Below are 22,548 nucleotides of genomic sequence, written 5' to 3'. Positions count from 1 at the left end.
GGTCAGGACGCGGCGAAGGCGGCGACGACCGCGTCGTTGAAGGCGGGCAGGTCGTCCGGGGTGCGCGAGGACACGATGGTGCCGGCGCCCTCAGGCCCCCCGCAGGTGTGCGCCTCCTCGTCGACCCAGGTGGCACCGGCGTTGACGAGGTCGGTGCGCAGGCTCGGGTAGGAGGTCAGCGTCCTGCCGGACAGGACGTCGGCGTCGGTGAGGATCCAGGCGCCGTGGCAGATCACGCCGAGCGGCTTGCCGCCGGTCACGACCTCGCGGACGAGGGCGACCGCGTCGGCGTCGAGCCGCAGCGCGTCGGCGTTGGACGTCCCGCCGGGCAGCAGGACGGCGTCCACCGTGGCCGCCTCGACGTCGGCGGTGCGGGCATCCGCGGGCACCTCGGTGCCCTTCTTGCCGGTGATCGCCTTACCGCCGGGTGTGGCGATGACGACGTGCGCCCCGGCGTCCGAGACCGCGTCGCGCGGGGAGGTCAGCTCGGAGTCCTCGAACCCGTCGGTGGCGAGGACCACGACGGTGCGGCCGGTGAGCTTCTTCTGGTCGGACATGGGTGGTGTACCTCCTTGACGAGAGTCGTTCTCTGGCACCCACCCACGCTACGCCGGTGAATCAGAACAGGCCGTTCGGGTTCTCGTCGTAGGACCACAGCAGGTTCTTGGTCTGCTGGTAGTGGTCCAGCATCATCAGGTGCGTCTCGCGCCCGATGCCGGACTTCTTGTAGCCGCCGAACGCCGCGTGCGCCGGGTAGGAGTGGTAGTTGTTCACCCACACGCGACCGGACTCGATGGCGCGGCCCGCCTGGTAGGCGGTGCGGCCGTCGCGGGCCCAGACGCCGGCACCGAGACCGTAGTCGGTGTCGTTGGCGATCTGGATGGCCTCGTCGAAGTCCTTGAAGGTGGTCACGGCGAGGACCGGGCCGAAGATCTCCTCCTGGAAGCAGCGCATGGCGTTGTTTCCCTTGAGGATCGTGGGCTCCACGTACAGGCCGTTCTCCAGGCCGTCGACGGTGCGCACACCGCCGCCGATGAGGACCTCCGCGCCCTCCTCGGGACCGGACTTCAGGTAGCTGGTGATCTTGTCCATCTGCTCCAGCGAGGCCTGCGCGCCGATCATCGTGGCAGGGTCCAGCGGGTTGCCGGCCTTGATCGAGCGGACGCGCTCGACGGCGAGGTCGAGGAACTCGTCGGCGATGTCCTCCTGGATCAGCGCACGTGAGGGGCAGGTGCACACCTCACCCTGGTTCAGGGCGAACATGGCCAGACCCTCGAGGGTCTTCTCCCGGAAGGAGTCGTCGGCGTCCATGATGTCGCCGAAGAAGACGTTCGGCGACTTGCCGCCGAGCTCGAGGGTCACCGGGATGAGCTTGTCGGCGACGGCCTTGTTGATGATCTTGCCGACCTCGGTGGAACCGGTGAAGGCGATCTTGGCGATGCGGTCATTCTGCGTCAGCGCCGCACCAGCCTCCTCACCGAGACCGTTGACGATGTTGAGCACCCCGTCCGGCAGGATGTCGGAGATCAGCTCGGCGACCAGCAGGATCGACGCCGGGGTCTGCTCGGCGGGCTTGAGCACGATGGCGTTGCCCGCGGCGAGGGCGGGACAGATCTTCCACGCGGCCATGAGGATCGGGAAGTTCCAGGGGATGATCTGGCCGACCACGCCGAGCGGCTCGTGGAAGTGGTAGGCCACGGTGTTCTCGTCGATCTGCGAGAGCGAGCCCTCCTGGGCACGCAGCGCACCGGCGTAGTAGCGGAAGTGGTCGACAGCGAGCGGGAGGTCCGCGGCGAGCGTCTCACGCACGGACTTGCCGTTGTCCCAGGTCTCGGCGACGGCGAGCATCTCGAGGTTCTCCTCGATGACGTCGGCGATCTTGAGCAGGACGCGGGAGCGGTCCTGCACACTGGTCCTGCCCCAGGCGGGTGCCGCGGCGTGGGCGGCGTCCACCGCCTTGTCGACGTCGGCGGCCTGGGATCGTGCGACCTCGGTGAACACCTTGCCGTCGACCGGGCTGATGTTCTCGATGTACTGCCCGTCGACGGGGGCGACCCACTGGCCGCCGATGAAGTTCTCGTACCGGGGCTTGAAGGAGACGAGCGAGCCCTCGGTACCCGGGGCGGCGTAGGCGTTGCTGGCGGTGGCTGTGGTGGTCATGGTGCGGTGCCTCCCAATGCAGGGGTCGTCTGGTTGGTTCTCGTGCCACGACCAACCTAGCGCCTCCACCGCGTGATGGCTACCACTATTTTTTTATAATATGAGCTGAATCACATTACTCACTTCGCGACGCGACGGCGGCGCAGCAGGCCGTCGACGCCGTAGCGTCCTCCCGCAACCGCACCGACCAGCGCCGCGCCGGCGGCGAGCACGAGCACGAGCTCGTAGCCGCCGTCCGAGACGAAGATGGTGCCCGCGTCACTGTGGGCGTACCAGAACGCGCCGGCCATGTCGGCGACGACGAGGACGGCGACCAGCGGCGTGAGCAGGCCGATGATCAGCAGGACACCACCGACGAGCTCCACGGCCGCGGCGAAGACCGCCGCCGCGGTCGCCGCGGGCACACCCATGGACTCGAAGCCCTGGGCGGTGGCGTCGATGCCGTTGGTGACGAACTTCTGCCAGCCGTGGGCGAAGAGGGTCACACCCAGGGCGATGCGGGCGAGCAGGATGACGATGTTGCTGACGACGTTGCTGACGGTGCTCGTGGAAGCGGTGGAGACGGTGGACATGAGGGGACCTCGCTACCGGTCGGAGAAGTGATTGACGTGTCCACGATAACGGAGGTGGTTGACGTGTCAACCTTTTCGTGACGTGCGCCTCACAACCGCCCGGCGCGCACCGCCACCGGCCACGACACCTGACGCGGGCGACCGTTGTCGCCCCAGATGTCCACCAGGTCCGAGGCGAAGTTCTGGAACAGGTCCGAGCGGCCCTGCCGCTCCGCCTTACGCACCGCCGACCACGTGCCCACGTACCCCAGGAACGCCTCCCGGTCCAGGTCCGCGTCGATGCTGAGCTCCGGGACGTCCAGCTCCTCGAAGGGGAATGGCATCGTGCGGTACCCCTCGTCGACGTAGCGACGCTCCGGATCCCAGTACGGCCCGATCTCGTCGTAGTAGAACCGTCCGAACCGCTCCTGCACGTCCGCGTCGGAGATCCGCAGCACCCCGTAACTCACCAGCGCGATCAACGCGCCCTCCCGGCCGATACGCCGGGCCTCGGCGTAGAAGTCCGGCAGCGTGAACCAGTGCGCCGCCTGCGCCGCGGTGACCAGGTCCGCCGAGCCGTCCTCCACCGGCAGTTTCTCCGCCGACGCCACCCCGTAGGCGATGTTCGGGTGATGCGTGGCCGACGCCAGCTGCGACTCGCTGGGGTCGAACGCCAGCACCCGGTCAAAGTAGTCCGCCAACTGCACCGACAGCTGCCCGGTACCGCAGCCCACGTCCACCGCCACACCCGTGCCCGGCGTGTGCTCCGCCAGGAACCCCGACACCTGCGTGGGGTAGGACGGACGGAAGGACGCGTACTCCGCGCCGCCGGTGAACCAGTTGCTGCGGGGCGCCTCAGGGTTGTCGCTCATGACACACAAGGCTACCGCCGATGTCATACCGCCGAAGTCATACCCGGGACTGACGACCCCGGGCACACGCTCCGGCATGCTCTAGGACGTGAAGAACGTGAAGAAACAGCAGAACCGCATCCTCGGGCTCGACATCGCCCGCGCCGTCGCCGTCGTCGGCATGACCGTCGACCACTTCGGCCCCGCCTCCTGGGCCACGTGGTTCACCGGGTGGCCGTCCATCCTCTTCGCCTTCCTCTCCGGCATGTCCATGGCGCTGATGACCTCCCACGGCCTGGCGTCCGGCGTGCCCGCCTCGCAGGTACGCCGACGCGTCGCGATCCGCGGGGCGATCCTGCTGGTCATCGGCGTGCTGCTGGCGTCCGCCGGACCCAACATGATCGTCGTGCTCGCCACGCTCGGTGCGTCCTTCCTGATCTGCACCGCACTGGTGACGCTGCGCGGCACCACCCTGCTCGCCCTAGGCGCCGGCGGCATGCTCGTCCTGCCGCAACTGTCGTACTGGCTGCGGGACGTCCTGCCCGCCGCAGGCGGCGGCAGCGAGGGCGGCGAGATCGAACTCGCCGTGGTCCCCCGCCTCGACCACCTCACCTCGCTGGACGGCGTCGCCACCGCGCTGCGCGCGCTGCTGCTGGACGGCATGTACCCGGTGATCACCTGGCTGCCCGTCATCGTGCTCGGCATGGGCGTGATGACCGTGGGTGTGGACAGGGCGAGGCGCGTGGTGTGGCTGGTCACCGGGCTCGTCGCCGCACTCGGCTCGGCCGCGTTCACCTGGGTGATGGTCGCCCGTTTCGACGTCCAACCCCTGATCGTGGACCTCATGGGGATGGACCTGCGCGAGCTCGCCGAGGCCTCCGACATCTCCGTCTTCGCCGCCTGGCGGATGTACGGCATGTCCATGGGCACCACCTCCTCCCCGGGTGAGCTGCTGGTCGCCGGCGCGCACTCCGGCTCCACCCCGGACCTGCTGCTGAACACCGGCATCAGCCTGGTGGTCGTGACCCTGTGCCTGTGGCTCGGTGACCTGGCGGGACGGTGGCTGTTCCCCCTCGTCGCCCTGGGCTCCTGCGCCTTCACCGTGTACGTGGGCCAGGCGCTGGTGTCCGCCGGGATCAACCACTGGCTGCCGGACGTGGCGGACGAACCGGGCGTGTCCCTGGTGCCGCTGGCCTGCTACCTCGGCGTGGCCGTGGTGTTCTGCACGGTGTGGAAGCACTTCTTCCGCCGCGGGCCGCTGGAGCAGGCCATGTACACCGCGTCGACCTGGGGGTCCGGCCCCCGGGCGCCCGAGAAAACCGGGACGGTCGCACCGAGCGCTCACCGGTGAGCTCGCCGAGGCAACGTCAGGCACGCACGTCGAGACGGCGCCACGTGGCCCAATACGCCAAGGCTGAGAGTACGGAGCACCCGGTCGCCAGACTGTTCGCGGTGAGATACAAATTCCACTCGATAATAGGATCCCGCAGATCCTGAATTCCGGACGCCACACCGATAAACGTACCGACAGCGAGAGAAAAGGCGCCCACCACGGCCATCGCGACGACATAGACGACCCTCACCTTCGGACGTGACCTACTCACGGTGACGGCCCCACGGCGAAGCAGGAGCAGAGCGGCGACGGCCCCGCAGATCAGGGCCACCATATCCGCGCCGAACGTATCGGAGAAACGATGCCACTTCGCGGTCGTGGTGTATGCGCCGATACCCACCGCCCACGTCATGACCACGAACATCGCCACACCTCGCCACCGGTACGGAACCACGAGAAACAGGGCGACAAGCACGGTCATCGCGATCGTGGTGTGCCCGCTGGGAAAGGAATTATGCGCGTAGTGTCCGGAAACCTCGACCAGATCGGGCCGCGGCAGCACGAATCGTTTCAACACCTGGGTCACGATCTGCCCACCCACGATGACCGAGACCGCGACCACCGCCAGGAACACCTTACGGCGAAGGAGCCCGATCATTCCGACCAGCGCAGTTGCTATTGCAAGGGTCCATATCGTGATGTCACCGAGCGCAGACCATGCGCCATCCGATTCCGCGGCCGGTGCCTGGTCCGCCCCGCGCAACGCAGCGTTCTCCAGCTCCTGCCCGGTAGTCGTCAACACGGCGAGCCAGTAGACCGCAACGAGCAGAACGAGGCTGACCGTCAACAGGATCCACCATCGCCGCCCCGTTATCGCGTTCGGGCTGACTTGTTCACGGTCATTCTCGCCAACAGCATTCATCACACCTTCTCCTCACATATCCTTCGCCACCGCACCACATGAAAGATCGGGCGCATCGGCCAACCTGGGGTGAATGCCGACATCGCACAGGATAGCGCCGGTCGAGCCGGGGCATCGGAATCGAGGATTCTTCCGATAGACTGCCGTTGGCAATGCTCCCACCAGGTGGATTGTGACGGCCGACAATGAACAGAAGAAACTACGGGGCATTCCAATCCCCCTGACATCGCAGCAGGAGTTCAGATGACAATAGCGCCAGCGATCGTGGCCGGCGTCATCATCTTCGGGGCCGTAGTTCTGGCGGCCGGGATGATCGGCCTCATCCGCGACGGCAGACGCCTCGCGACACCGGTCTACGTGACCATGGGTCTCGGCCTGCTCGCCATCGGGGTGGGCCTGCTGCTGACCAACCAGGGACACCCGGGGCCACTGATCGTCGTCGGCATCACGACAATGGCCCTGTTCATCCTGGGCAACGTGGTCGGCTATCCGTTGCTGATGATCTTCCTGCTGTACTCCGGCGCCACCGTACTGCGCAAGGAGAGCCGCTCCCTGGGCAATGCGCTGGCGCTGCTCGCCGGGCTCGGGCTGCTGTTCCTCCCGACGACGCTGGGGATCCTGGCCCCACCGGAGACCCCTCGTACCGACCCCGCCTACATGTTCCGGTACGCCACACACCTCTCGGTTGTACTGGTGGTGTTCTACTTCGGCTTCGTCTTCGCCGCCTTCTTCGCAGCCTCCCTGCTCTACCGCTGGCGACGCATCCGTACCGCCCCAGAGGCCGTCATCGTCCTCGGGTCCGGTCTCATCGACGGCAACGTCCCACCGCTGCTCGCCGCCAGGCTGGACCGTGGACTGTCCGTCCAGCAGCAGTTCCACGGCGAGCCGGTGCTCATCCCCAGTGGCGGACAGGGTCCCGATGAACCGCGACCCGAGGGCGAGGCGATGCGCGATTACCTGGTCGCGCAGGGTGCCGACCCCGCCACGGTGACCGCGGAGACCGAGTCCCGCACCACCGAGGAGAACCTCCGCTACTCCCGGAAGCTGCTCTCCGACCCGTCCTCCCCGGTAGTCGTCGCCACCAGCAGCTACCACGTCTTCCGTGCCGCACTCCTCACGAGGACGCTGGGTATGCGCGCGCACGTCGTCGGCGCGCCCACCGCCTGGTACTACTTCCCCAGCGCGGTGCTCCGCGAGTTCGTCGGGGTGATCCGCGACCGGCTCCGGTTCACCGTCCTCAGCATCGCCGTCCTCATTGTCTTCGCCATCGCCTTCACCGTGGTCATCGTGCCGGCGACGGCGCCAGGGATGGGTTAGGGGTTCCCCGCGTCCCGTGCCGGATTCGGCCTTTTCGTGCCGATGATCGGCCGAATCCGGCACGGGACGCGGGCACCGCCCGGCACACTCGAGGAGCGCCGTTGCTCCTCAGGCCGCACCTGGACGGCGTGTAGTCTCGACCAGACTAAGTTTTCATGAGGAACACGTTTCCCGCCTCCGAACGAAAGGACGGTCCCGATGAGAACGTCGACGACCATCACCGGCGTGATCGCACTCGGCACCATCGCCGCCCTGAGCGGATGCAGCAGTGAGGGGGACGCTGCTCCGTCAACGGAACCGCCGACATCGGCACCCGCGTCCGCATCAGCGTCCGACGCCTCGCAACCTTCGGGCGACCCGTCCGCCGGGGATCCCGAACGCTTCGCCGTCGACGGTGGCGGGTACATGTTCACCCTTCCCGACGGCGGGGTCTGCTCCGTCGACAGCGAGCTCAACGACAAGGTCGGCTCCGACTTCGCCTGCCTGCTCACCCTCGAGGAACCGATGCGGACGGAGGATGGCGAGGCGACCACCGGGCTCGAGTACCGGGACACCATGTTCGTCCCCAGCGCCGCGCTTACCGATCCCGACCTGCAGAAGGAGTTCACCGAGGCAGACGCCGAACCACTGGAGGCCGGCTCGCGAATCACCGCCGGGGACTACCAGGTGATGGCCGAGACGCAGGACGAGATCCTCATCGAGAACGACGTCATCGGTGGCAGCTTCTTCATCGCGGCACAGCAGCCGACCCGCTTCTGGATGCCCCGGCCGGACTGGGTCCCGGAGCCGAACTTCCCGCCGATCGACTGAGTTCCCTGACCCCGCCCGACATGACCTCGTCAGACACGGCGACCAGGTGCCCGTCACCCACGTCCCGCAGTTCCGCGCGCGGAGCGTCCTGCCCCGCCGTCATGCCGCGCTCCGGGTCGCGTCCGAGCAGGTCGGCGACGACGTGTCGGCGGCGATCCCGCGGGTCCGACACGGGCACCGCCGCGATCAGCGCGCGGGTGTAGGGGTGCCGGGCGTCGGTGAATATCTGGCCCCGGGTCCCGGACTCCACCACCCGGCCGCGTTCCATGACCACCACACGGTCACACAGGTGCCACACCACACCGAGGTCGTGCGAGATGAACAGGAAGGCCGTCTCCCGCTGTTCACGCAGGTCACTGAACAGGTTGATGATCTGCGCCTGAACCGAGACGTCCAGGGCGGAGACGGGTTCGTCGGCGACGACCAGTTCCGGACCCAACGCCATGGCGCGTGCGATTACGACGCGTTGCCGCTGGCCACCGGAGAATTCGTGCGGGTAGCGCCGGGCTGCGTCCGCCGGCATGCCGCAGATGCCCAGCACCTCCGCCACCAGGGCATCGACGGTGGACCTGGTGGCGAGGCGGTGCTGCAGGAGCGGTTCGCCGACGGCGTCACCGACGGTCATCCGGGGGTTCAGCGCACCATAGGGGTCCTGGAAGATGTACTGCATCCTCGGCCTGGCGCGCTGCAGCTGCCGCCGCGAGAACGTCGCCAGGTCACGGCCGTCGAACAGGACACGCCCCGCCGTCGGCGAGGTCATCCGCAGGACGGCCTGGCCGAGCGTCGTCTTGCCGCTGCCCGACTCACCCACCAGCCCGACGGTCTCGCCTCGCCGGACGACGAGGTCGACGCCGTCCACCGCACGCGTCGTGCCGAAGTGCTTCACGAGCCCGTCCACCTGCAGCAACGGCACGTCCTGCGCCCTCACGCGACGTCCTCCCGCGTCCGCCCGTCGTCCCCGGCGGCGAAGCGCCGGACGTCCTCCGGGATGGTCGGGAGCCGTCGGACGGTCCGGCCGATGACCGGCGACGTCGCGAGCAACGCCCGGGTGTAGGGGTGCGACGGGTTGTCGAACAAGGTGAGGACGTCCGTCTGCTCCATCACCCGTCCGCCGTACATCACCGTCACCGTGTCGGCGATCCGGGCGACCACACCCAGGTCATGGGTGATGAACAGGATCGCCAGACCAAGTTCATCGCGCAGGTCGAGCAGAAGGTCCAGGATCTGTGCCTGGGTCGTCACGTCCAGCGCGGTGGACGGCTCGTCCGCGATCAGCAGCTTCGGGCCCGCGCACAAGGCCATCGCGATCATCACCCGCTGCAGCATGCCGCCGGACAACTCGTGCGGGTAACGGGACATCAACGCCTCCGGTTCCCGCAGCCCGACGCGGTCGAGCCAGGCCACCGCGTCCCGGTGCGCCTCCCGCCGGGACATGTCCCGGTGGACCCGCAACGACTCGGTGACCTGGTCCCCGACGGTCAGGACGGGGTTCAGGGCGCTGCCCGGTTCCTGGAAGATGACGCCGATACCGCTGCCCCGCAGGCGTTGCAGTCCCGACCTGTCCAACGTGAGGACGTCCGTGCCGTCGAACCTCACGTCGCCGCCGACGATCCGGCCGGGCTCGTCGACGAGCCGGAGCAACGACATCGCCGTCACGCTCTTGCCCGACCCGGACTCCCCGACCACACCGCGGATCTCGCCACGCCGGACGGTGAAGCCGACGCCGTCGACCGCGGTCCTCACCCCTCCGTCCGGCAGCGCGAACACGGTGGTCAGGTCCTCCACCACGAGCAGGGGTTCCTGCCCGTCGTGATCCGTGAACTCCATGACCTTCTCTCCTTACATCTTCGGGTCCAGGGCGTCGCGGAGACGGTCCCCCAGGACGTTGATCGAGGCGACGGTGACCAGCACCGCCACACCGGGCGGGACTCACAGCCACCAGTGGTTGCGGAAGTCGACGAGGTTGTTCGCGGAGTTGATCATGTTCCCCCACGAGGCGTGCGGCTCCATCACACCGAGTCCGAGGAAGCTCAGCGAGGACTCGCTGATGATCGACGACGCCGTACCCAGGGTCGCCACGACGATCAGCACCGGCAGGACGTTCGGCAGCAGGTGCCGGAGGATCTTCGACCTCAGCCCCAGGCCGAGGACGTCGGTGGCACGCATGAACATCTGCTCCCTGAGAGTCAGCACCTGGCCACGGATGAGCCGTGCCAGGGCCGGCCAGCCGATGAGACTCAACATCAGCATCACCAGGTACAGGCGGGATTCCGGGGCAATCTTGAACTCGGAGAGGATCGCCGCCAGCACGATGAGCAACGGCAGCCCGGGGATGGACATGAGCAGGTCCACGACCCTCATCACCACCGCGTCCACCCACCCACCGAAGTAGCCGGCGACCAGGCCGAGGAACGTCCCGAGCACCAGGGACAGGGCCATCGAGGCCAGTCCCACCGTCAGCGAGATCCGCCCGGCCAGCATCAGCCGGGTCAGGACGTCTCGCCCGTACTTGTCCGTTCCCAGCCAGTGGTCTGTCGCCGGCGGGTGGTTGGCGATACGCAGGTTGATCTCGTCACCGGTGTACGGCGAGGCCAGCGGCCCGACGAAGCTGACGAGCACCATCAGGAGCAGCACCAGGGCGCTGATGACGGCCACCCGGTTGCCCCGGAGACTGAGGAGCGCCTCGCGCCACAGGCTGTGACGGCGCCGCGGCGATCCGGCCTGGGCCTCGGTGAGCGTGGCGGTCATGACGTCACCACCGCACCCCGGCGGACGGCCCGGCGCGCATCACGGCGCGCGGGACGACGCGCCTGCTCCACGAGACGGATCCGCGGGTCGGCGGCGGTGTAGAGGAGGTCGGCGACGAGGTTGGCCAGGATCGTCAAGGCCGCCAACAGGACGGTGACGGTCATCAGCACCGGGTAGTCACGGACCTGGACTGCCTCCAGCTGCATGCGCCCGATGCCCGGCCAGTTCATGACCTGCTCGATGATGATCGCGCCGGAGAACAGCCCCGGCAGCTCGAAGGCCAGCAGGGTGATCGCCGGCAGCAGCGCGTTGCGCAGACCGTGGCGCATCACCACCGCCTTCTCCCCGAGCCCCTTGGCACGTGCGGTCCGGATGTAGTCCGCCCGCAGGACCTCCAGCATCCCCGTCCTGAAGTACCTGGTCAGGGAGCCTGCGGACAGGAAGGTGAGGATCAGCACCGGAAGCACCATGTGGTGGGCGACCTCGATCACGGCGGCCAGGCCCGTGGCGTTGCTGCCGGTGTCGTACATGCCGCCGGTAGGCAGCAGGCCGAGGTCCAGGGACAGGACCTTGATCAGGACCAGACCAAGGAAGAAGGCGGGGATCGACAGCGAGGCGAAGAGCATCGCGGTGACGAACTTGTCGAACCAGGAGTACTGGCGGGTCGCCGCGAGAACACCGGCAACCACCGCGATCGTCCAGGTCAGCACCATCGACACCGCCGCCACCAGGAAGGAGTTCCGAAGGAACGGGGCGATGGTCTCCGTCACCGGCTGGTTGTACTGCAGGGAGTGGCCGAAGTCGCCGCGCACGGCGTTGCCCAGCCAGATCCAGTACCGCTCCACGACCCCCTTGTCGAGGCCGTAGCGGGAGCGGAGCTCCGCGATGCGCTCAGGCGTCAGGGTGCGGTTGGACGAGAAGTAGTCTCCCGGCATCACCGCGAAGAGGAAGAAGACCAGGGCACTGACCGCGAGGATCATCACCAGGGCGACCGCCACCCGTTTCGCCGTGTAGCCGAGGTAGCTCCTGTGGTTCATCGTTCACCGCCGTGGCCGGTCCGTGGGGTGGGGCGCACGGCGCTCAGTCCTCCTTCGGGGTGAGCTTCGCCAGGGCGATGGAGGAGTCCCCCGCCCCGGTCCGGAAGTCGCCGGTGCCGTCGATGTGGTTGTTCCAGGCGGTGATCGACCGGCGGTAGTCCACGAGGATCGTCGGCGGGTCCTGGCTGAGTTCCTTGTAGAGCTCGGAGTAGATCTTCTGCCGTTCGTCCTCGTCGAGGGTGGACTGACCGTCCTTGACCAGTTCACGGACGCGGGCGTTGTCGTAGCCGGTGACGTTCACCTTCGGGTCGTCCGTCCCGAACTCCGAGACCGCGTCGTCGGGGTCGGACAGGGAGTCGGTGCGAAAGGAGACCGCCTCGTAGTCGAGGTCGTTGAAGCGGGCGAACGCGGTGTTCGAGTCAAGGACCTCCGGGGTGAAGTCGATGCCGATGTCACGGTAGTTCTCGGTGGCGATCGGGATCACCGGGTCGTCCGGGTCGGTGGTGATGTAGTTCAGGCTCAGGCGCTCGCCGTCCTTCTCACGCACACCGTCGGCACCCTCGGTCCACCCGGCGTCGTCGAGGAGCTCGCCGGCCCGTCCGGGGTCGAAGCCGTAGGTGGTCACACCTTCGTCGTCGAAGGACCACTGGGTGGGGGCGGCGTAGATGTCGGCCACGCCTCCCTCCCCCTTGTACTTGGCCTGGACGATCTGGTCGCGGTCGAGCCCGTGGTGCAGGGCCTGACGTACCCGGGTGTCGGCGAACTTGGGGTTGCGGTTGTTGATCCAGATCTGCCCGATGTCGCCCACGGTCCGCGAGCTCGTGTCGGCGAACCGGAGGTCCTGCAGGGCCTGGAGGGTCTCGGGTCCGGTGCCGAAGCCGCTGTGGTCGATGTCGCCGTTCTCGAAGGCCGCGAGCCGGTTGTCGGAGTCGATGATCTTGAAGATCACGTGTTCCACGGCGGGCGATCCGCCGTAGTAGTGCTCGTTGGCCAGGTACCTGACCTCCTGGCCGACCACGTGCCGGTCCAGTGTGTAGGGCCCGGCGCCGACCGGCTCCGCGTAGAGGTCGCGGAGATAGTCGAGTTGGCCTTTCCGGTAGTCCTTGCCGTAGTAGTGCTCCGGGAGGACGGCACCACCCAGCGTCGACAGTGCCAGGGGGCTGACCGTCTCGGTCTCGATCTCCACCGTCCGGTCGTCGAGCACCCGGATCCCGCTGATCTCGTCGGCGTCGCCGTTCTTGTAGTCGTCACCGCCGACGATGCCGAATTTGCTGAAGTCGATGCCGCCGTCGAAGGCCGGGTCGTTGAAGAGGGTGAGGGTGAACTTCACGTCGTCCGCGGTCAGCGGCGTGCCGTCGCTGAACGTCAGGCCGTCGCGCAGGTGGAAGGTGTAGGTCAGGTCGTCGTCGGACACGTCCCAGGACTCGGCGAGGTCGGGGACGTAGGAACCGTCCTCCTGTTGCGCGACGAGTCCGGCGAAGATCGGGGCGACGGCATTGCCGTCCCAGCCGTTGTCGTAGAAACCGGGGAGGAAGACCCCGCCGGGCTTGTTGATCGTGGTGACGAACGTGTCAGGACGCTTCGTCACCGCAGCGGGCACGGCCGTGGGGTCCTCCGCCTCGTGGTACTCGTCGGCGGCGGTGAGTGCGTCCTCCCCGCCGGCGTCGTTGAGCGTGTCCTCGGTGCTGGAGCAGGAGGTCACCGCCAGGGAGACGGCGACGAGGACTGCGGCCAACGCCCGTCCCCTCCTGAAGTTCCTGCCGGTGGGGGCAGGTAGCCCGCGTGCGGGAGTCATGTTCGGTGGGTCCTCTCGGTCTACGTCAGTGGTGCTGGAAGGCACCTGAATCAAAGTAGACCGATCAGTCTGGAAGGCCGGAACGTTCCGCTCCGGCTGAGCCGAAGGCACCACAGGAATGGCGCAGCCGGGAGCGCGTCAGTAGTGCGGGCTGCCCCGGGTCACGGCACAGCGCCTACAGTTCCAGGCGCTCCCCTGCCCACCGTCGGCGCAGCCACCGGTCGTGCGAGGCGACCACGACCGCACCCGGGTAGGCGGGGATCGCCTCCTCCAACGCGGTGAACAGGGACAACGACAGATGGTTGTCGGGCTCGTCGAGCAGCAGCACGTCCGGCGGGTCGGCGAGCAGTACCGCCAGGGAGACGCGTCGTTGCTGGCCGAGACTCAGCTCAGCCAACGGCCGCGACTCGTCGCGCGGGTGGATCAGCCCGAACGTCGCCAGCGGCACGGCGTCCGCAAGTTCGTCACCGACGGCGTCGCGGTAGGCGCGCTCCACCGTGCGGCCCGGGCCGCGTCCCGCCGGGTCCGGCAGGACGACCTCCTGGGTCAGGTGCCCCACGCTCACGCCCGAACCTGCACCGGAACCCACACCGCCGACCGTGCCCGCCGAGGGGGCCAATGTGCCCGCCAGCACCTCCAGCAGGGTCGATTTGCCCGAGCCGTTCGGTCCGGTGACCAGGAGTTTCTCGTCACCGTTCACGGTGACGCTGGTGCGCGGCAGCCGCCCGGCGACCTCGACGCCGGCGGCGACGAGCACCGGCCCCGTGCGTCCTGCGGTGTCGTCGCGTCCTGCGGCGGTGAGTCCGGCGAACGTCAGCTCCGCCGGCGACTTGCGGACCTGCGACTCCTCGAGTTTCTCGAGCCGCGAGCGCGAGTCGTTCACCCGGCGCGACACGACCTTCGCATTGCGGTCGCCGTAGAACTTCTTCGTGATCTTGTTCTCCACCTGGATGTCGCGGTTGGTGTGCCCGACCTGGTGGTTGTCGCGCACCCCGGCACGCAGGCGTTTCAGCTCCGCCTGCTCGTCGCGGTACTGCCGCTCCCAGCGCTGCCGGACGTCCCGGCGCGCGGCGAGGTAGTCGGTGTAGTTGCCGGTGTAGCGGGTCACGCCGCCCTGCGCGCCGACCTGCGTCGGCGCGGGGTCCAGGTCCACCACGCAGGACGCCGCGAGGTCGAGGAACGCGCGATCGTGGCTGGCGAACAGCACCGGCCCCTTCCACGCGTTCAGCACGCTGACCAGGTACTCCGTCGCCGCGTCGTCGAGGTGGTTGGTGGGCTCGTCGAGCAGCAGCACGTCCGGGCGGTTGAGCAGCAGCCACGCCAACGACAGGCGCGCCCGCTGGCCGCCGGACAACTCCCCGGCAGGACGCTCCGGCGGCACCGCGGCAAGGCCGAGGCCCGCGAGCGTCGCGGACATGCGCGCGTCCGTGCCCCACACGTCGCGACGCTCGGCGCGGTCCAACGCCTCGGCGTAGGCCCCGGCGTCGTAGGGGTCGGCGGCGCGCTCCAGGTCGGACGCGGCGCGCCGCTCGGCGGCGACGGCGGACTCCAACGCGCCGGCGACGGTCTCGTCGTCGGCGAACGGTGCCTGCTGGTGGAGCAGGCCCACCCGCGACGAGCCGACGTCCACCGCACCGGCGGTGGTCGCCGCCTCCGGCAGCGAACCGTGGACGGCGTGCAGCAGGGTGGACTTGCCCGAGCCGTTCTCGCCGATCAGGCCGGCGCGCTGACCGGGCGGGACGACGAAGGACACGTCGGTGAGGACCCGGGTCCCGGCGATCTGAACGGAGAGGCCGTCGATCTGCAGCGGGGACTGTGACGCGGAGCCGGACATGGAGCCGGGCGTGGGAATAGTAGACATGGGGGAACTCCCTGAGTGGAGATGATGAGGTGTCCCGCCGGGCGGTCGGCCGCCTCGGGCACAGGACGATTCAGGGGTTCTACTTCCGCATGGTACCGAGCATAGCGTCACATGCGGGGAAGGTCCACCGTGGGCAACGAAACGATCTCGATACCTGCGATGAGAGCAGTTACCCGGGTGAAGGGGACTGGGTTGTCACGGAGTTCTTCTGCGATCCGGTCTCCGAGAACGCGACCATGCTCGCGTCCACCAGGATCTGATCGACGCTCCTGCGCGGTGGAGGCGGTGGCATCATCTTTTGCACCCTCCGGAGGGTAGCTGTCCCCGCCAGGTCGAAGAGACTCCCCACTCCGGTCAACAGCACCTCACCCCTCGAGGATCCCCTTGATGTTCTGGAGGGTCTCGGTGATGCCGTAGGTGGCGGCGTCCTTCCGGTCAGCCTCCTGCGCGGCGGCGTCGTCGCCGAACTTCTGCCGGAAGTACCGCTCGCCGTCGGCGGTGAAGGCGGTGTACTCGGTGAGCACCGTGGCATCCTCCCGCCGGTTCACCGGCTCCATGCGGAACCCCCACCGCGTGCCGCTGGAGGTCACCCGCCAGGAGAACTCCTGGCCCGGACGTGCGGAGACGACCTCGGAGATTGTCGACCACTCCCTCTCCGCGGTGCGGTTGTGCCCGGTGAACGTCGCGCCGTCGCCCCGTGCGTCGGAGTCCCACTGTGCGCGGTGGCACTGGGCGCTCCACTCCCCCGTGCGCGTGACGTCGCTGACGAGGTCGAAGACCTCCGCGGGGGTCGCGTGGATGGTGACGGAGTCGCTGATCTCGTAGGCCATGGGATTCAGCGTAGTCGGACGCACGGCGGGGCCGGCCAGACCCCGCGCACCTACACCGCGCCGCCGGCGGCGAACTGGCTGCGGTAGAGCTCCGCGTAGGAGCCGTCGGCGGCCAGGAGTTCGTCGTGGGACCCCTGCTCCACGATCGTGCCGTCGACCATCACCAGGATGCGGTCGGCGTCGCGGATGGTGGACAGCCGGTGGGCGATCACGAAGGACGTCCGCCGGGCGCGGATCGCGTTCATCGCCTTCTGCACCAGCACCTCGGTACGGGTGTCCACCGACGAGGTGGCCTCGTCCAGGATCAGGATCTCCGGTTCCGCGAGGAAGGCGCGCGCGATGGTGATCAGCTGGCGCTCACCTGCCGAGACCGATCCGCCGTCCTGGTCGATGACGGTGTCGTAGCCGTCCGGCAGGGCGTGGACGAAGCGGTCGACGTAGGCGGCCTTCGCCGCGTCCCTGACCTCCTCGTCGGTGGCGTCGAGCCGGCCGTAACGGATGTTCTCCAGGATGGTGCCGTCGAACAGGACGGCGTCCTGCAGGACCATGCCGGTGCGCGAGCGCAGCTCGGCGCGCCCCATGGCGCGCGAGTCGACACCGTCGACGTAGATCGCACCGCCGGTGACCTCGTAGAACCGCATGATCAGGTTCACCATCGTGGTCTTGCCGGCACCGGTGGGCCCGACGATCGCCACGGTCTGTCCGGGTTCCACGTCCAGGTTCAGGTGCTCGATCAGCGGGGTGGACGGCGAGTACCCGAAGGAGACGTCGCGGAACTCCACGCGGCCGCGCACGGCCTGCGGCGAGGCCGTGGCGGACGGGTCGGCGTCCTGCTCCTCGGCGTCGAGCAGCTCGAAGACGCGCTCGGCGGAGGCCACACCGGACTGCACCATCGTCATCATCCCGGCGAGCTCGCCGAGGGGCTGGTTGAACTCGCGGGAGTACTGGATGAACGCCGTCGCCGCACCCAGGCTCATCTGCCCGTTCGCTACGCGCAGGCCGCCGAACACGGCGATGACCACGTAGCTGAGGTAGTTGAGGAACTGCATCAGCGGCATCATCATGCCGGACAGGAACTGCGCCTTCGCGCTGGCCTGGTAGAGCTCCTCGTTGCGCTCGTCGTAGGTCACCGACATCTCGTCCTGCCGACCGTAGGCCACGACCAGTTCGTGGCCGGTGAAGGCCTCCTCGACATGCCCGTTGACCTTGCCGGTGCCGGCCCACTGCGCGCCGTACTGCTTCTGCGCCCGGGTGCCGACGATGCCGACGACGATGGCGGTCAGCGGCAGGGCCAGCAGCGCGACGATCGCGAGCTGCCAGGACACCCGGAACATCATCACGGTCACGCCGATGATCATCATGCCGGAGTAGGCGAACTGGCTCAGCGCCTGCTGGAGGGCCTGCTGGACGTTGTCGACGTCGTTGGTGGTGCGCGAGAGCAGGTCGCCCTTCTGCCGCGAGTCGTAGAAGCTCAGCGGCAGGCGGTGGACCTTGCGTTCCACGTCGGTGCGCAGCTCCACGATCACCGCGACGACGATCTTGTTGAGGATGAACCCCTGCGCCCAGTTGAACACGGAGGCCACCACGTACATGCCCAGCACGATGCCGATGAGCCGGCCGAGTTCGCCGAAGTCGATGCCGGCACCGGGCTCACCGTTCCAGGTGGCGAGCACGCCGTCGTAGATCACGTCGACGGCGTCGCCGAGGACCTTCGGCGCGTAGACGGTCAGCACCACGCACACCACGAGCAGGACGAAGACCCACGTCAGCGCGATCTTGCGGGGCGCCATCAGCGCCACCATGCGCAGCGCCGAGGGCCAAAAGGCCTTCGCCGACCGCGGCGCGGACTCCGCGCCCCGGTCAGTCACTTCGGTGTCACTCATCGCTGTGCCTCCATCTGCGACTCGACGATCTCGCGGTAGGTGTCGCTGGACGCCAGCAGGTCGTCGTGCGTCCCGCGGGCGACGATGCGCCCCTTGTCCAGCACCAGGATCTGGTCGGCGTCACGCACCGTGGACACCCGCTGTGCGACGGTGACCACCGCCGCGTCCCTGGTCCCGGGGTGCAGTGCGGCGCGCAGCGCGGCGTCGGTGCGCACGTCCAGGGCGGAGAAGGAGTCGTCGAAGACGTACACCTTCGGCGCGGCGACGAGCGCGCGGGCGATGCACAGGCGCTGGCGCTGGCCGCCGGAGACGTCCGTGCCGCCCTGCGCCACCGGGGACGCCAGGCCTGCGGCCTCGCCGTCACCGCGGCTGCGCACGAAACCGTCGGCCTGCGCGACGCGCAGCGCGTCCCACAGTTCGTCGTCGGTGGCGTCGGTGCGTCCGAAACGCAGGTTGGAAGCCACCGTCCCGGAGAACAGGAACGCCTTCTGCGGCACCAGGCCGACGGCGCGGGCGAGGTCCTTACGCGGCATCGCCGCGACGGGCACCCCGTCGATGAGCACGTCGCCGGACGTCGGCGCGAACAGGCGCGGGATGAGGTTGACCAGCGTGGACTTGCCGGAGCCGGTCGCCCCGATCACCGCGGTGGTCTGCCCGGGGCGCACCGTGAAGCTCACGTCGGTGAGCACCGGCTTGTCCGCGCCCGGGTAGGTGAAGGACACGTCGCGGAACTCCAGCTCGCCGCGCACCTGCGTCGGCGACACGGTCTCCACCGACGGATCGGCCTCCGGCTCGGTGATGGACGGTTCGTGGCCGAGGACGTCCTGGATGCGTCCGGCGCACACGATCGCGCGCGGCAGCATCATCGCCATGAACGAGCCCATCATCACCGCCACGAGGATCTGCAGCAGGTACTGCATGAACGCGGTCAGCGAGCCGACCTCGATCGCCCCGTCTGCCACGCGGTGGCCGCCGAACCACAGCACCGCCGCCGTCGCACCGTGCAGCACGACCATGATCACCGGGCCCATCAGGACGAACACGCGTCCCACGCGCTCGGAGACCCAGGCGACGGCCTGGTTGGCGTCCTCGAAACGCCTGGTCTCGAACTTCTCACGGACGAAGGCGCGGATCACCCGGATGCCGGTGATCTGCTCACGCATCACGCCGTTGATGGCGTCGATGCGGTCCTGCATCGAGCCGAACAGCGGCACCAGACGGGCGACCATCGTGCCCACGACGACCAGCAGCACGGCGACGGAGACCCACACCAGCCACGACAGGCCGGCGTCCTCGCGCAGCGCCATGACGATGCCGCCGATGCACATGATCGGCATGGTGACCATGAAGCTCAGGAACATCACGAAGACCATCTGCACCTGCTGCACGTCGTTCGTGCCGCGGGTGATCAGCGTGGGCACCCCGAAGGTGCCCATGTCCTGGGCGCTGAAGCGGTCCACGCTGCGGTAGACGTCGCGCCGGACGTCGCGTCCGACGGACATCGCCAGACGCGCGGCGCACCAGGTCGCCGCGACGGCGGTGATGACCTGCACGAATGCCACGGCGACCATGATGCCGCCGGTGGACCAGATGTAGCCGATGTCGCCACGGGACACACCCTGGTCGATGATGTCGGCGTTGAGACGGGGGAGGTAGAGCGTCGCGAAGGTGGAGACGATCTGAAGAAGGAGGACTGCCACCAACAGCCCCGGGTACTGACGGGCGTACCTACCCACGAGGCGAAGAAGTTGCACCCCGACAGTGTAGGCGATTATGTACCTGACCTGCCAGGAAGCATGCCCTCAACAGGCGCCGAGCACCGCCGCGGAGGACGACAGGCCCAGGCGCGTGGCGCCGGCGGCGACCATCGCCTCGGCGGCGTCGCGGGTGCGGATCCCGCCGGACGCCTTGATGCCGAGGCGTCCCCCGACGGCCCCGTGCATCAGTTCCACGGCGTGCACGCTCGCCCCACCCGCCGGGTGGAAGCCGGTGGACGTCTTCACGAAGTCGGCCCCGGCGTCCTCCGCGCAGCGGCAGGCGGTCAGGACCTCCCCGTCGGTCAGGGCCGCCGACTCGATGATGACCTTGAGCACGCCCGGTGCGGGCACCGCGGCGCGCACCACGGCGATCTCGTGGGCCAGCTCCTCGTCGCGCCCCTCCTTGAGCAGGGCGAGGTTGACGACCATGTCGACCTCGTCGGCACCGTCGGCGACCGCGCGTGCCGCCTCGGTGGCCTTGACCTCGGCCTTCACCGCACCGGACGGGAAGCCGACCACCGTGGCCACGCGCACGCCGTCCGGCGTGGCGACCGGCAGCTGGGACGGCGAGACGCAGATTGCGTACGTGCCCAGCTCCCCCGCCTCGTGCGCGAGGGCGGCGACGTCGGCGGGTGTGGCTTCCGGCTTGAGCAGGGTGTGGTCGATAAGGCGGGCGAGGTCGGTGCGCTGCATGTCCCGAAGCCTACCGCGCGGGGTGTGGGCCGACCGTGCACCCCTAACACAATCCGCAGGTCGCGCTACAGCTCGAGTCGTGTTCCCACGGAGGTGCTCAGGGCGCGGTCGTAGATCGCACGCCCAACGGTCACGTCGCATACCGCCATACCGATATTGCTGTTGACGATGAGCTGGTCGGAGTTCTCCCTACCCGGCTTCACACCGGCGAGGACCTCACCCGTCTCCGAGGTGATGGAGGGCAGTCCATCCGGGAAGTACCCCATCTGATTGAACAGCTCATGTTCTTCGATGCTGTCGACGATGTACTTGTCCGCCAGGCGTGCGATGTCCGGATCCCAGAAGGTGTTCAGGTCGCAGGGCAGGATCGTCTGCCCTGCCCCGACCCAACCCCGCTTGACGACGGACATCGGCTCCTTGAGGATCACGGTGGCCGAACTGAGCACCTCGCAGCTCTTGGCGACCGCCTCAGGCGATTCTCCCTTGACCAGGGTGAAGGAAACCTCTCCCTGCAGCTCCGCGATCAGGGCGTCTGCTGCGGACTCGCGGTTGTCGTAGACGAAGACCTTCTTCAGGTCAGGCATCGCCTCGGCAGCGAAACGGATGTGCTCCTTGCCCTGCACCCCGCAGCCGAACATCCCGAAGGTCTCGGCCCCCGGGTGCAGGGTGGCTGCCGACAGGACCGTGACTGCAGGCGTGCGCATCGCCGTGACCCACGTCGAGTCCATGATCGCCAACGGAACACCCGATTCGACGTCGTTGATCACCATCAGTCCGGTCGTCTGCGGAAGGCCGAACTTCTGCGGGTTGTTCGGGTAGCACTCGATCCACTTGCATCCCACGGCGTTCATCTCGGGCACGTAGGCCGGCATCGCGTGGTAGAAGACCTCCGGGTACGGGTGCACGCCGATCTTCGCCGGCATCTCGTAGCGGTGGTTCCCGTGTTCGACCAAGGTGTCGCTGGTGATGTCGAGGATCTCCCGGCGATTGATGCCCAGGTCGAGGACGTCCTGTTTGGTGAGGTACAGGATGTCCTTGCCGAGCTCGAGGCCGGCGGACTGGGAGGATGCGGTGGTTTCTGTCATGGCGTGCCCCTGACTCTCGATGTTCGGACGGCGAGGGTATCTCGCTCGTGAGATCCATCCTGGGGTGCCCTGCCCACCGGGTCATCCGCGCTGGAGAGGAAGTTCAGCCTCTCCGTTCCTCATCCTGTGGAATGCGCTGGTCCACGGCATCAAGCAGACGTTCAACCTTGAGCGCTACGTGCATGATGAGGCGGTCATGCCCCGTGCTGAGGTCGAGCCCGGTCAACTTACCGATCTGATTCAGGCGGTAGTAGAGAGTGCTGCGGTGGATGAACAGGGCCGCAGAGGTCATGCCCCGGTCTCCGCCGCAGTCTAGGTAGGTCTCGGCAGTGGTCCTGAGCACGCCTTGCGACGGGTCAAGCAGAGGTGTGACCGCATCCGGAACGAGCAAAGCATGGTGGCGGTCGCTGGCGGCGTCAAGGATCAGGTTGTACGGGTAGAACGTTTCCCAGTCCGTGACCGGCCCGCAGGTGCCGACCACCGTGCCGGCGTGAGCGGCAAGTTCGCTGTGGCGGTGGAGTTTCCGCGCCTCAGCGAGGAGCCCCGTTTCACTCACCCCGACCTTCGGGGCATATTCGGCCAGTTCCTCTTGCAGACGGACGGCGAGGAGGGTCGTGTCGGTCGCGACTCCGTCCGGCATGTTCAGCAACACCACCGCGCCGTCTGCACGGTCGATGACGATCACATGACGGTCCGGCCCGTTCCACGCGCCCAATACCGGCGAACTGGCGGTAGGAGGAGCCTCGATCCCCTCAGGCAACAGCACGGTGATGATCTTGGTCGCCGTGCGCTCAGCTCCGACCCCGTGGTCGCGTAGTCCCCGCAGGGCCTCCCCGATGTCCTGGTGGGGGTCCAACAGTTGCGCCGCCAGATGCGAACGTTCGGCGTGTTCGCCAGCTGGCGAGGGACGTTGGC

General features: G+C 68.1%; 20 protein-coding genes. 3 read left to right on the top strand and 17 right to left on the bottom strand.

Annotated elements, in window-relative coordinates; genetic code table 11:
- Positions 1-2: 2 nt before the first annotated feature.
- The 4 genes from ACT3S3_RS13935 to ACT3S3_RS13920 all read right to left on the bottom strand — a co-directional run bounded on the left by ACT3S3_RS13935 (position 3) and on the right by ACT3S3_RS13920 (position 3,583).
- On the bottom strand, positions 3-557 hold the full coding sequence (locus ACT3S3_RS13935; protein ID WP_301443841.1) for a type 1 glutamine amidotransferase domain-containing protein: 555 nt from the start codon (positions 555-557) through the stop codon (positions 3-5).
- A gap of 61 nt (positions 558-618) precedes the next feature.
- On the bottom strand, positions 619-2,160 hold the full coding sequence (gene exaC, locus ACT3S3_RS13930; protein ID WP_441579304.1) for an acetaldehyde dehydrogenase ExaC: 1,542 nt from the start codon (positions 2,158-2,160) through the stop codon (positions 619-621).
- A gap of 119 nt (positions 2,161-2,279) precedes the next feature.
- Positions 2,280-2,732, bottom strand: coding sequence for a DoxX family protein (locus ACT3S3_RS13925; protein WP_301444211.1), 453 nt, complete (start codon positions 2,730-2,732; stop codon positions 2,280-2,282).
- 89 nt (positions 2,733-2,821) lie between these two features.
- Positions 2,822-3,583 carry a class I SAM-dependent methyltransferase gene (locus ACT3S3_RS13920; RefSeq protein ID WP_301444210.1) on the bottom strand — a complete coding sequence of 254 codons (762 nt, stop codon included), beginning with the start codon at positions 3,581-3,583 and terminating at the stop codon, positions 2,822-2,824.
- A gap of 88 nt (positions 3,584-3,671) precedes the next feature.
- Between ACT3S3_RS13920 and ACT3S3_RS13915 the strand changes: the two genes are divergently transcribed.
- A complete protein-coding gene (locus tag ACT3S3_RS13915) occupies positions 3,672-4,913 on the top strand; it encodes a DUF418 domain-containing protein (RefSeq protein ID WP_441579303.1) in 1,242 nt (413 codons plus the stop codon).
- Positions 4,914-4,929: 16 nt separating this feature from the next.
- On the opposite strand, the gene ACT3S3_RS13910 is transcribed toward ACT3S3_RS13915, so the two are convergent.
- The gene (locus ACT3S3_RS13910; protein WP_301443260.1) at positions 4,930-5,817 is read right to left on the bottom strand and encodes a phosphatase PAP2 family protein; all 888 of its coding nucleotides are present in this window, start codon (positions 5,815-5,817) and stop codon (positions 4,930-4,932) included.
- A 243-nt stretch (positions 5,818-6,060) separates the two neighbouring features.
- Here ACT3S3_RS13910 and ACT3S3_RS13905 point away from each other — a divergent pair, with 243 nt between their 5' ends.
- Both ACT3S3_RS13905 and ACT3S3_RS13900 read left to right on the top strand, forming a co-directional pair.
- Positions 6,061-7,134, top strand: a complete 1,074-nt coding sequence (locus tag ACT3S3_RS13905) for a YdcF family protein (protein ID WP_301443253.1) — start codon at positions 6,061-6,063, stop codon at positions 7,132-7,134.
- 198 nt (positions 7,135-7,332) lie between these two features.
- Entirely contained in the window at positions 7,333-7,944 is a 612-nt protein-coding gene (locus ACT3S3_RS13900) for a hypothetical protein (protein ID WP_301443254.1), read from the top strand.
- On the opposite strand, the gene ACT3S3_RS13895 is transcribed toward ACT3S3_RS13900, so the two are convergent.
- The 12 genes from ACT3S3_RS13895 to ACT3S3_RS13840 form a co-directional block, all read right to left on the bottom strand.
- The gene (locus ACT3S3_RS13895) at positions 7,862-8,872 is read right to left on the bottom strand and encodes an ATP-binding cassette domain-containing protein (protein ID WP_301443255.1); all 1,011 of its coding nucleotides are present in this window, start codon (positions 8,870-8,872) and stop codon (positions 7,862-7,864) included. The genes ACT3S3_RS13900 and ACT3S3_RS13895 overlap by 83 nt on opposite strands.
- Positions 8,869-9,771 carry an ABC transporter ATP-binding protein gene (locus ACT3S3_RS13890; protein WP_301443256.1) on the bottom strand — a complete coding sequence of 301 codons (903 nt, stop codon included), beginning with the start codon at positions 9,769-9,771 and terminating at the stop codon, positions 8,869-8,871. The genes ACT3S3_RS13895 and ACT3S3_RS13890 overlap by 4 nt, the downstream gene beginning before the upstream one ends.
- A 102-nt stretch (positions 9,772-9,873) precedes the next feature.
- Entirely contained in the window at positions 9,874-10,692 is an 819-nt protein-coding gene (locus tag ACT3S3_RS13885) for an ABC transporter permease (RefSeq protein WP_301443257.1), read from the bottom strand.
- The gene (locus tag ACT3S3_RS13880; protein ID WP_301443258.1) at positions 10,689-11,729 is read right to left on the bottom strand and encodes an ABC transporter permease; all 1,041 of its coding nucleotides are present in this window, start codon (positions 11,727-11,729) and stop codon (positions 10,689-10,691) included. Before ACT3S3_RS13880 ends, ACT3S3_RS13885 begins: the two co-directional genes overlap by 4 nt.
- Positions 11,730-11,772: 43 nt before the next feature.
- Entirely contained in the window at positions 11,773-13,524 is a 1,752-nt protein-coding gene (locus ACT3S3_RS13875) for an ABC transporter substrate-binding protein (RefSeq protein WP_441579887.1), read from the bottom strand.
- Between the two features lie 175 nt (positions 13,525-13,699).
- A complete protein-coding gene (locus ACT3S3_RS13870; RefSeq protein WP_444626948.1) occupies positions 13,700-15,385 on the bottom strand; it encodes an ABC-F family ATP-binding cassette domain-containing protein in 1,686 nt (561 codons plus the stop codon).
- Between the two features lie 365 nt (positions 15,386-15,750).
- Positions 15,751-16,215, bottom strand: coding sequence for an SRPBCC family protein (locus ACT3S3_RS13865; protein ID WP_301443018.1), 465 nt, complete (start codon positions 16,213-16,215; stop codon positions 15,751-15,753).
- 50 nt (positions 16,216-16,265) lie between these two features.
- Positions 16,266-18,098, bottom strand: coding sequence for an ABC transporter ATP-binding protein (locus tag ACT3S3_RS13860; protein WP_301443017.1), 1,833 nt, complete (start codon positions 18,096-18,098; stop codon positions 16,266-16,268).
- Complete coding sequence (locus ACT3S3_RS13855; protein WP_301443016.1) at positions 18,095-19,852, bottom strand: ABC transporter ATP-binding protein; 1,758 nt, start codon at positions 19,850-19,852, stop codon at positions 18,095-18,097. The genes ACT3S3_RS13860 and ACT3S3_RS13855 overlap by 4 nt, the downstream gene beginning before the upstream one ends.
- Positions 19,853-19,900: 48 nt before the next feature.
- Positions 19,901-20,548 (bottom strand): deoxyribose-phosphate aldolase, encoded by a 648-nt coding sequence (gene deoC / locus ACT3S3_RS13850; RefSeq protein WP_301443015.1) that lies wholly within the window; start codon positions 20,546-20,548, stop codon positions 19,901-19,903.
- A 65-nt stretch (positions 20,549-20,613) separates the two neighbouring features.
- Entirely contained in the window at positions 20,614-21,633 is a 1,020-nt protein-coding gene (locus ACT3S3_RS13845; protein WP_301443014.1) for an ornithine cyclodeaminase family protein, read from the bottom strand.
- 103 nt (positions 21,634-21,736) lie between these two features.
- Positions 21,737-22,548: PucR family transcriptional regulator (locus tag ACT3S3_RS13840; protein WP_444626947.1), on the bottom strand; the 812-nt coding region annotated here is incomplete at its 5' end.

Source organism: Corynebacterium sp. AOP40-4SA-5 (genome assembly GCF_052377355.1).
Lineage (GTDB): Bacteria > Actinomycetota > Actinomycetes > Mycobacteriales > Mycobacteriaceae > Corynebacterium.
Note: the sequence above shows the minus strand (reverse complement) of the source record. Positions and strands in the feature narration are given on the sequence as shown.

Excerpts from the sequence above, each read along its gene's own strand:
- ACT3S3_RS13935 (WP_301443841.1), bottom strand. The coding sequence starts at position 557 with ATGTCCGACCAGAAGAAGCTCACCGGCCGCACCGTCGTGGTCCTCGCC.
- exaC (WP_441579304.1), bottom strand. The coding sequence starts at position 2,160 with ATGACCACCACAGCCACCGCCAGCAACGCCTACGCCGCCCCGGGTACC.
- ACT3S3_RS13925 (WP_301444211.1), bottom strand. The coding sequence starts at position 2,732 with ATGTCCACCGTCTCCACCGCTTCCACGAGCACCGTCAGCAACGTCGTC.
- ACT3S3_RS13920 (WP_301444210.1), bottom strand. The coding sequence starts at position 3,583 with ATGAGCGACAACCCTGAGGCGCCCCGCAGCAACTGGTTCACCGGCGGC.
- ACT3S3_RS13910 (WP_301443260.1), bottom strand. The coding sequence starts at position 5,817 with ATGAATGCTGTTGGCGAGAATGACCGTGAACAAGTCAGCCCGAACGCG.
- ACT3S3_RS13905 (WP_301443253.1), top strand. The coding sequence starts at position 6,061 with ATGACAATAGCGCCAGCGATCGTGGCCGGCGTCATCATCTTCGGGGCC.
- ACT3S3_RS13900 (WP_301443254.1), top strand. The coding sequence starts at position 7,333 with ATGAGAACGTCGACGACCATCACCGGCGTGATCGCACTCGGCACCATC.
- ACT3S3_RS13890 (WP_301443256.1), bottom strand. The coding sequence starts at position 9,771 with ATGGAGTTCACGGATCACGACGGGCAGGAACCCCTGCTCGTGGTGGAG.
- ACT3S3_RS13885 (WP_301443257.1), bottom strand. The coding sequence starts at position 10,692 with ATGACCGCCACGCTCACCGAGGCCCAGGCCGGATCGCCGCGGCGCCGT.
- ACT3S3_RS13880 (WP_301443258.1), bottom strand. The coding sequence starts at position 11,729 with ATGAACCACAGGAGCTACCTCGGCTACACGGCGAAACGGGTGGCGGTC.
- ACT3S3_RS13875 (WP_441579887.1), bottom strand. The coding sequence starts at position 13,524 with ATGACTCCCGCACGCGGGCTACCTGCCCCCACCGGCAGGAACTTCAGG.
- ACT3S3_RS13870 (WP_444626948.1), bottom strand. The coding sequence starts at position 15,385 with ATGTCTACTATTCCCACGCCCGGCTCCATGTCCGGCTCCGCGTCACAG.
- ACT3S3_RS13865 (WP_301443018.1), bottom strand. The coding sequence starts at position 16,215 with ATGGCCTACGAGATCAGCGACTCCGTCACCATCCACGCGACCCCCGCG.
- ACT3S3_RS13860 (WP_301443017.1), bottom strand. The coding sequence starts at position 18,098 with ATGAGTGACACCGAAGTGACTGACCGGGGCGCGGAGTCCGCGCCGCGG.
- deoC (WP_301443015.1), bottom strand. The coding sequence starts at position 20,548 with ATGCAGCGCACCGACCTCGCCCGCCTTATCGACCACACCCTGCTCAAG.
- ACT3S3_RS13845 (WP_301443014.1), bottom strand. The coding sequence starts at position 21,633 with ATGACAGAAACCACCGCATCCTCCCAGTCCGCCGGCCTCGAGCTCGGC.